At 53.9% G+C, this 8,693-nt stretch carries 8 protein-coding genes and 1 pseudogene; 5 read left to right on the forward strand and 4 right to left on the reverse strand.

What is annotated here, in order from left to right; genetic code table 11:
• Positions 1-306: 306 nt before the first annotated feature.
• Complete coding sequence (locus tag LB462_RS28670; protein WP_224515139.1) at positions 307-1,749, forward strand: DUF1254 domain-containing protein; 1,443 nt, start codon at positions 307-309, stop codon at positions 1,747-1,749.
• Positions 1,750-2,211: 462 nt separating this feature from the next.
• Here the strand turns inward: LB462_RS28670 and LB462_RS28675 are convergent, their stop codons facing one another.
• Positions 2,212-2,478 carry a hypothetical protein gene (locus LB462_RS28675; protein WP_224515141.1) on the reverse strand — a complete coding sequence of 89 codons (267 nt, stop codon included), beginning with the start codon at positions 2,476-2,478 and terminating at the stop codon, positions 2,212-2,214.
• Positions 2,479-2,626: 148 nt separating this feature from the next.
• Positions 2,627-2,818, reverse strand: a complete 192-nt coding sequence (locus LB462_RS31300; RefSeq protein ID WP_370637332.1) for a DUF4167 domain-containing protein — start codon at positions 2,816-2,818, stop codon at positions 2,627-2,629.
• 619 nt (positions 2,819-3,437) lie between these two features.
• Between LB462_RS31300 and LB462_RS28685 the strand changes: the two genes are divergently transcribed.
• From LB462_RS28685 to LB462_RS28695, 3 genes and pseudogenes are all read left to right on the forward strand, one after another.
• Positions 3,438-4,358 carry a S66 peptidase family protein gene (locus tag LB462_RS28685; protein WP_224515142.1) on the forward strand — a complete coding sequence of 307 codons (921 nt, stop codon included), beginning with the start codon at positions 3,438-3,440 and terminating at the stop codon, positions 4,356-4,358.
• 119 nt (positions 4,359-4,477) lie between these two features.
• The gene (locus LB462_RS31695) at positions 4,478-4,660 is read left to right on the forward strand and encodes a hypothetical protein (RefSeq protein ID WP_370637333.1); all 183 of its coding nucleotides are present in this window, start codon (positions 4,478-4,480) and stop codon (positions 4,658-4,660) included.
• Positions 4,661-4,817: 157 nt separating this feature from the next.
• A pseudogene (locus LB462_RS28695) lies at positions 4,818-5,026 on the forward strand (cold-shock protein).
• A gap of 208 nt (positions 5,027-5,234) precedes the next feature.
• Here the strand turns inward: LB462_RS28695 and LB462_RS28700 are convergent.
• Both LB462_RS28700 and LB462_RS28705 read right to left on the reverse strand, forming a co-directional pair.
• Entirely contained in the window at positions 5,235-6,374 is a 1,140-nt protein-coding gene (locus LB462_RS28700) for a helix-turn-helix transcriptional regulator (RefSeq protein ID WP_224515146.1), read from the reverse strand.
• A 254-nt stretch (positions 6,375-6,628) separates the two neighbouring features.
• Positions 6,629-8,005: an alpha/beta hydrolase gene (locus tag LB462_RS28705; protein ID WP_224515148.1), complete on the reverse strand. Its 1,377-nt coding sequence runs from the start codon at positions 8,003-8,005 to the stop codon at positions 6,629-6,631.
• A gap of 532 nt (positions 8,006-8,537) precedes the next feature.
• Between LB462_RS28705 and LB462_RS28710 the strand changes: the two genes are divergently transcribed.
• Positions 8,538-8,693 (forward strand): hypothetical protein, encoded by a 156-nt coding sequence (locus LB462_RS28710; protein WP_224515150.1) that lies wholly within the window; start codon positions 8,538-8,540, stop codon positions 8,691-8,693.

Genomic DNA, 8,693 nt, shown 5'->3' on the forward strand with positions numbered 1-8,693 from the left:
ATGCGGGATGCACCCGCACGGGAGTAGTGCACACCCCGCAATGCGACCTGTCAAAACAATTTAGCAGGCTCATTTCTTTTAAGGCCCAACTGGTTACAACAGACCCGACAAGGCCGAGGCAGCAATCAGCTCAAACGGCATGGTCACAAGTGCGTTCGGAGAGCCGTCCACAGCATCGAAGGCGGACATGCAATCGGATCTGGTTCGTCGGTTTTTGCATTGTCAACCATCCCAGAGTCGCGTAGCCTTCTCCTGCTACCTATGCGTGTATTACCGCAAGGAGCGAAGTGGGGGGAAGTCATTCAGATGATTACGAAACGTGACCTGCTGCGCTCTGCAGCGATGGTTGCACTCGCCATCGCAGCGGCGAAGTCCAGCCCAGCATTTGCCCAGAACAAAGCCCAATGGCCCAGCATTATCGAGGCCAAGGACATCGCCGAAGAAGGCTTCATCTACGGCTTGCCGCTCGTGATGAATTATGCGGTTATGCAAGAGTTCGCCGTCGACAAGAACTCGGGGCAGTTCAAGGCACCATTCAACGAAATCGAAAACCAGCACCATGTCGCGACCCCGGAGGATACGGCAGTCATTACGCCGAACAGCGACACCCCTTACTCGTTCATCTGGCTGGATTTGCGCGCTGAACCGATGGTTATCTCGGTGCCGATGATCGAAAAGAACCGCTACTATGCGGTCCAGCTCATCGACGGCAACACCTACAATTTTGGTTACATCGGCACGCGCGCCACGGGGACCGAGCCAGGCGATTATCTGGTGGTCGGCCCCGATTGGAAAAGTGAAGCGCCCACCGGGATCAAGAAGGTCTTCCAATCGACGACGCCGTTCACGCTCGCGCTTATCCGCACTCAACTCTTTAGCCCCGATGACATGCCCAACGTCGAGAAAATTCAGACGGGCTACAAGGCGCAGCCGCTTTCTGCCTTCCTTAAACGAGCCGCCCCGCCTGCCTCGCCCAAGATCGAGTTCCTTCCTGCCACAACTGCCGGGATCAAGGATAACTTTTTCCAATATCTCGACGCGGCCCTGCAAACCGTCCCTGAGACGCCAAGGGACAAGGCGATTCGCGCGAAACTTGCGAAGATTGGCATCGGTCCTGGCAAGACCTTCGAGTTCAAGGATCTATCGCTCGAACATAAAGCCGAAATTCTGGTGGCAATGAAGCAGGGTGACGAGAAGGTCGACAAATGGCTGGCCAGCGGAAACAAAGACATCAACGGCTGGAACCTCGGCTCGTTCTTTGGCGACGAGGCCTTCTACAACGGCGATTGGGTAATGCGGGCCGGGGCTGCAAAGGGCGGTCTCTTAGGTAACGATGCCGTAGAAGCCATGTATCCCTATACCCGAACGGACGCGACGGGTGCGCCACTCGACGGCAGCAAGCACAAGTATACCATCACCTTCGCACCCGGCCAGTTGCCGCCAGTGAATGCGTTTTGGTCGGTGACGATGTATGACGGCAAGAGCCAGCTCCTGATCAAGAACCCGATCAATCGTTACCTCATTAACTCTCCGATGTTGCCCGGTATGAAGAAGAACCAGGACGGTTCACTCACCCTGTACCTCCAGAAAGACAGCCCCGGCGCGGACAAGGAGGCAAATTGGCTGCCTGCGCCCAATGACACAATCTATCTGGTTATGCGCCTGTACTGGCCGAATCCTACGCCGCCTTCGATCCTGCCGGCGGGCGAAGGGACATGGCAGCCACCCGGTGTGAAACAGGTGTCATAGAAGACGCAGGTTTCGTACGCCTCTCCGCAAGGTTGTTGCGATAACGTCGGTTCGCGTCGTGTCCGCTGTGGGTCATTTGCAATCACGTCGATCCAGCACTAAGGCCGGCCATGTCCACTATCTGTGAGTCAACGATATCCACAGGGCACACTAATATCTGGAGATGTTGTATCTCCCTTGATTTGGCTCTGGTTCAACACACATGTTCGCGTGTAACGATTGCGGTTCACGCGAATGGCTGCGGGTAGGCGTTTCGGCGAATCCGAACGGCGAATGGTTCGGAAAACTGAACTCAATATCCCGCAATGTTCGGTTTTCCGGACATTTTGTTGGCCCGAAAGTCCGGAAACATAGTATTCGCCTAATGTTTTGCCAGCTCACGAAGTGGCAAGGCTCGCTCCTGAATCGTAGACACAACGGAAGAGGACCTGCGAAAGTCTCAATCGATGAGAATGGTTACACCTAACGAATTGTCTTCAACGTTTTCGATGACTCATTCGCGGCGGCCTCTCTAGCCAGGCGAAGTGCGCGCAGGCGTTCGGTCTTGGCCTCAGTAGCGCGCCGGCTGGCCGCGTATTCCTCAACAGCTTTTGCCGCCTCGCGTGCACGTTGTTCCTGCATGACACGCAAGGGTGGCCGTGGGGCTGCGGTGACATGATCATCATTGTAGGGCAGCGTCTCGTCGAAGCGTTTTTGGTTTTTGGCCCATTTCACAGGTACAATATTCATGGAATCTGCTCCTTTTTGATGAGGTTTCAGCCGTGTCGATGACATCGCAAACTAGGAATTCTACCCATATCCGTCAGTCAAACAGCATTGGTGGCTAGGTGCTACTTGATTTGGAACCTCCGAGCCGGGCGTTTAAGTCCTGACAATGCTATCTGATCGACCGGAAATAGTGCTCGGCGTGTTGATAGTAGTTCTCTGCTTCTATTCTGTTTCCGGCACGCTCTTCGTCGTGAGCGCGGGAAAGATATTGCTCGTAGCTGTGTTGAGCCTTCTGATTGAGGGACGGATGAAGCGGGACAATGCCTGGCCTCTTCGTTGATCCAGTTTGGGTTGTATTCATTTGGTCTTGAGCCGCTTGGCGGCTTACTCCTTTGGAACGTAGCGACCTTGATGTCGCAAGGGTTTAAATCCAGATCTTCAATCGATTTGTTCGGCTACGATCTGGCGCATTTCCTCGCGTGTGAATCCCGACGCTAGTAGTTGGTGCGCGCTCATGATTTTCCTCGGCAACATGTTCGGCATTTTGGGTTCGATTGATCGCGGACCGACCGCGGTTGGTTTCATTTCGATATTGTTTTGCATATTAAAATCCATTCGCTGCGCAGCATCGCCCGCAGCCTTCTTTTTGAAAATAAGTCGAATGCAAGCAAAGGAGAGGCATGCTGCGTAAATGTCAGCATTCAAACTTTGAGTGGTGCGGTAAAGATTCTGCGCTCAATCGGAGCCTGCAGAAATGGCCGGACTAATCTTGTCGACCAACCTTATATGGGTGAGAGAAAGCTATATTTCAAGGGCTCAGGCGGTTTGGTCTCCATTGGAAGCCCGGTGTTAAGAGCCCATGGTGTCAGTTACTTATAATCTTCAAGATGGCAGATGCTGTTCCATCAAGGTAGTCTGACACAAAACATCGCCAATAGATTGATGTCCGGAATCATCCTAAACTTCTGAAAAGGGTTGCCATGAAAGCCGAAGGTGCGATTTGGCCAACAGTACTGAAGCCTGGCGACAAGGTGAGATTTGTGTCGCCAGCGAGCACTCCGGACAGAGACGACGTTTTTCAGCGGGCACGAAAACTCGAATGCTGGGGCCTCCGGGTAGACTATGGCCAGCACGCTTTCAAGAAATGGTCGTATCTGGCGGGCACGGATGAAGAACGTGTTGCTGATTTCAACGCGGCCCTACGCGATCCAGAAGTTCGCGCGATCTTCGCCACGCGTGGCGGAAAAGGCTCCTACCGGATCGCAGATCGACTGGATTTCGAGGCGGTGCGGAGGGATCCGAAATTCCTGATTGGCTTCAGCGATATCACCATCCTTCATTTGAACTTGTGGAAGAAATGCGGTTTGGTAGGCATTCATGGTGCACTTATCAATGGCCATCATGGGCGCGAAAGCGAAGAGATTATGTATGCGCTTCGAGCCGCGCTGATGACCTCGCAAACCATCACGATAAGGGCGCGACAAGAGGAAAATACTTTCGCGCTCACGACGCAAGGATCTGCCCGAGGGAGGCTGATAGGCGGCAACCTGAGCATGGTTTCAACCGCTGCCGGGTGGGCCCTTCCGAAGTTGCAGGGAGCGATCCTGCTGCTCGAAGCCGTCAACATGTATGTTGGCGAGGTGGACCGCCAGTTGACGATGTTGCGCAATGCAGGTCATCTTGACGGTTTGGCAGGTGTCGCACTGGGACAGTTTACCGACTTCAAGCCAAGCAGTGATAACTTCACGATCATTGATTTGTTACGCGAACATCTTGAACCTTTGGGCGTGCCGATATTGGGAGGTTTGCCGTTGGGACACGGCAGCAATCCTGTCACCGCAATAGTGGGAGCTGTGGCACATCTTGATACCTTAACTCAGGAACTGCTACTTACACGATAATGCTTGAGACGGCATCATCGCTGGTATCTCGATAACTATAACCAGAATCCCATAGTTGCCGCCACATGTGGATACCACTGTGGCAATGCTCCACGACCGCTCCGTTCTTCAACATAAACATGCTGAACATCAAAGGCAGGATCCAGCGGGAAGGCGATGTCGTCCACCTCGTCGCCAACAGGTTGACGGATCTGTCCTCGGAACTCGCAAGTGTCGGCGCTCGGATACGGCGCTTCCCTTGTCGCATGGACGCAGCGACGAATTCCATAATGGCAGTCCTGGTCACGATCCGCGCTCAGTGAAGGGCATGAAGGCACGAGATTTCTTTGCTCCCGTGGGCACATCGATACGATCAAGGTGAAGACACATCGCAAGATCGACTTATCCGGGCCCAAGGCTTGATGCAGGATGCGTCGAACGATAACGATACTGTTCAGTTAGCTACCGGGAGGATGCATCGTGGCAACAGGTACTGTGAAATGGTTCAATGCAACTAAGGGTTTCGGTTTTATCCAGCCCGATGACGGCGGCGCGGATGTCTTCGTCCATATTTCTGCCGTCGAGCGCGCCGGAATGCGCAGTTTGAACGATGGCCAGAAGATCAACTACGAGATGGTGCGCGATAACAAGGCCGCAAAATGTCTGCCGATCAATTGAGCGCAGGTTAAGCAGTTAAAGCCGAACACTGGCGGTTGAAGGCGGGATCCTGGTCCCGCCTTTCTTGTCGTGCCTCAGCGAGCAAACCGTTCTTCAAATAGGGCCCGTTCTCGGGTTACAGCTGCAATCGACGAGATCAAAGTTTAGGGAGGGGCCTTCCTCGGCGACAACTTTCCCAAAGTATAATGGATATTTACCACCGTACGACAGACATCACCTCTAAGAATGGTTGGCTTCGAACGTACCACCCGCAACCGTCAACGTAGTGGGGTGGCCGGCCATTCTCGCAAGCAACGCGCCCAATTCCGCCTGCCGATGGGTATCTGTTTTGGCAAAGACCGTTTTCAACTGGGTTCTAGCAGTTTCGTAGGTGACTCCCAACTGATCCGCAACCGTTCTCAACTCCTCGCCTGATGAAACCAGGCGCGCCAGTCTCGCCTCTGCAGGTGTCAGGCCGAAGCAGTTCTGCAAAGCAATCTCTGGCGGTTTGGGATAGATGTCCGGATCGATAAACACGACTACAACCTGGCATGATGTAAACGCATTCGTGGCACTTGTCTGCAGACGAGAAGGGTAAGCCAGCAAAGGTCTGCCCTGAAGGCGCGGCAACGGTATAGGGCTTAACATTGCTGGCGGGTTCGGATGCCGTAACAGAGCATGCAACGCGCGCCTGAGGGTGTTGGTGGCCTCCCTGTCGATGCATGCCAACTGACGCCCCGTAACGAGAAGGTCTCTGCCGAACATCCTTTCTGCAGGCTCATTCGCCATGATAACGGCAGCGTTCCTGTCAAGCATGACTGCAGGCGTACCGCTTTTACTGAAAGCATCCAGCGCACCTTCTGCACGCGCGAAGCTCAGCATTTTTGCGAGCGCTGCAGCAGAGCCCAATTGTCTGGAGAGGCCGGCAAGACTTTGCAACTCGGAAGGCGAGAAGGGGCCCTGCTGGATGGATCGCTGGATGGACAGGCACCAGAGGTCTTCGCCTGCCGCAATCTTTACTCCCGCATACCATCGCAAACCGAAAGGGGCCAGAAATTCTTGGTAGTATGGTTGCGTGCTAATCTCTTCAGGTGTCAGAGCGTCAAGATCGCTGACAACGCCGCGCCTCACCATGAGAGGCGCTAGACGGTAACGTTCGTCCCGGTCGATCCAGCCGTCCCGGACGTATGCCTCGAACGCTGGACCCATTTCACTGCTGCGAGGAATGCTGGGTAAATGGCTTCTTATGTCGAACAACATTGAGCCAAAGCTTCCAGTAGCGGTCGCGACCACATCCATTGCGGCATCCCAGCCGGCAGGATCGGTCGCTGCTGCGATTATGGCATTCCCCACCGCTTCGAGATCAAAAGCTGTACGCATCTCCTTCCCCCAATCCCGACTTTATATTAGCGGATTGGAAACTTCGAGTCCTCCGAGTTCAAGGGAGCCTTAGTCAATACGATTACAGTGCCAATCGGACATGCAACCCCGTGTTTGAGACAAGGTCGCAAGTCCAATGCTGGAAGTCTTTTTATTTAGTCTCCACTGAAGGGCCAATCGTGAGGCTCGCTCGCCGCAGTGCAGGCAGACGTCAGGTCTCAGGGATATATGAAGGTATTATGCTCGCGGAGAAATTACGGACCCGACACTAAGTGCTTCCTCGGCAAGGGGGAGACGGCCGAAGCTTCCAACGCCGGCGACGAATCTTCCTCAGGACTCAAAAAATTTGGTCCTTCCATCTCGGCTAGACAGGGTGTCGTGATTGGAGCTTTTGGGTTGTTCAAAAAATCTGAGACTACCTCGCCACCGCAAGGTGTCGTGTCGACTACATCGTGACCTATGCCACGGAATACCACAAGCTGGCTGCTTCCGGTATTCCCTGCGACGTATTTCGCCCATTTTGAGGGTGTCGCTGGGTCATATTCTCCGGACAACAGCAGGACCGGAACCTGATTTGCCTTGAGCGATTTGTGAGTTTTAACGGGTTTTGCGGACGGCCAAAGCGGGCACGCCCACGTATAAATGTTGTCCGCTGCCCAGTTGTCGAAGAGCGGGAATGTTGCGGATGGTGCAGAGGGAGGAACGCTGTCATTGCACACGATGGAAAGATGCATCCCATCCGCAACATCGGATTTATCGTCCCCGGACAGAGTGTCACCAAGTATTTCGACGAGCATCCTGTAATCCTGCTCGTTTGTATCCTTGATCAACTGCGGCAGTACTTCGATCGCACCCCGGTGGTAGAACCCGTCGAACATCAGCTCGAGAAAATCGTCTCCCGACACCCGCATGAAGCGGGCCGATCCTTCGACTTCCCCTAGCCGAAGCAACACAGGCTGGGCATTGAGTTGCTGCACTATCCCGCCGATCATCGTCATCAGATTTGGAAAATTTTTGGAACAGCCCGAGTGCTTACTGCAATCTTTTTCGAGCGTTCTTAATGCGCTGTCGAGACTGTTGGAACCCTGGTCAACATATCCCACATCAGGGGGAAGCGTTGAATCGAGGACCACAGCGATTACGTCTTCGGGATGATCTTCAAGCACCTGCAGGGCGAGTTTCGTTCCGTACGAAATGCCGTACAACACCCATTTTTCGATGCCAAGCGCGATGCGCAAATCGTGGATGTCGGCCGCGTTTTCGATTGTGTTGTAGGCTGTGAGGTCGATGCCCTTTTTTATCAAGGCATCGCGGCACGCCGTAACATCGCGTTTCTGCGCCAAATCAAACTCAACCACTTCATCGACCTTGGAGATGACCTCGCTCCATACAGACGGTGTGTAGTGCGCTGAGCAATCCAACGAAGGTTCCGAGCGGCCGACTCCCCTCTGATCCACCACGACAAGCTGTCTGCCGCGCAACCATGGGCCGTTGTCGATGAAACTCCACCACTGGGCAATGTCTTCTACGTTGTCGATCATGGCCATTTGACCCGGTCCCCCGGTCAGGTAAACAATCGGCTCGTGCCGTGTTCGGTCAGGCTCGAAAATGACCACTGGCAGCTTGATCAATCGACTGCTTGTCTTGCTGCGATTTTCGGGGACGGTCAGGTACCCACACTTTAGGTCGCGATCTCGCGGCAGGTCGAACCAGCAACTCGACTGTTCGAATTTCCCTTCGGCATAGGCAGATCCGGCTAGACCTCCCATGGTCAACAAGAGGATCAGTAGGAATTGGCTTGATTTTGCAGAGCGCGGCCGCAAGAACCACCGTCTAGACCGGATCGCGAGCATGATATTTATCCCCCTTGCTGGCGGTCGATACCCGTCCCGCGTAGCACGGCTCTAGTGTAAAGCGACGATTTTGCGTGGCATCACCCATTTGGGTGAAGATTCGGCTTACCGCAGCTTGTATATATTCTGTTCCGAATTGGTTCGTGGAGGAAGCGACACGAGATCGCCTGGTTTCCGCCCGTGCTCTTGACGTCTTAATATCGGACTATACTTAATATATATACTTCGTACTATTAGTAAAGTTTAATTTCTAGCGGAGACGTTGCTTAATTTTACTGTCGCAAAGAATTTTCTTTTATGGAGATCGGCAATGTTTACATCACGTCGTGTATTCCTTTCCACACTTAGCGCCGGACTGCTTTATGCAGCGGGCATCACCCTGACTTCCGCTAAAGGCGGCGGAGGCGGAGGCGGAGGTGGTGGCGGCGGAGGCGGCGGTGGGGGCAATGGTGGCGGTGGAAATTAA

The organism is Phyllobacterium chamaecytisi (assembly GCF_020164455.1).
Lineage (GTDB): Bacteria > Pseudomonadota > Alphaproteobacteria > Rhizobiales > Rhizobiaceae > Phyllobacterium > Phyllobacterium chamaecytisi.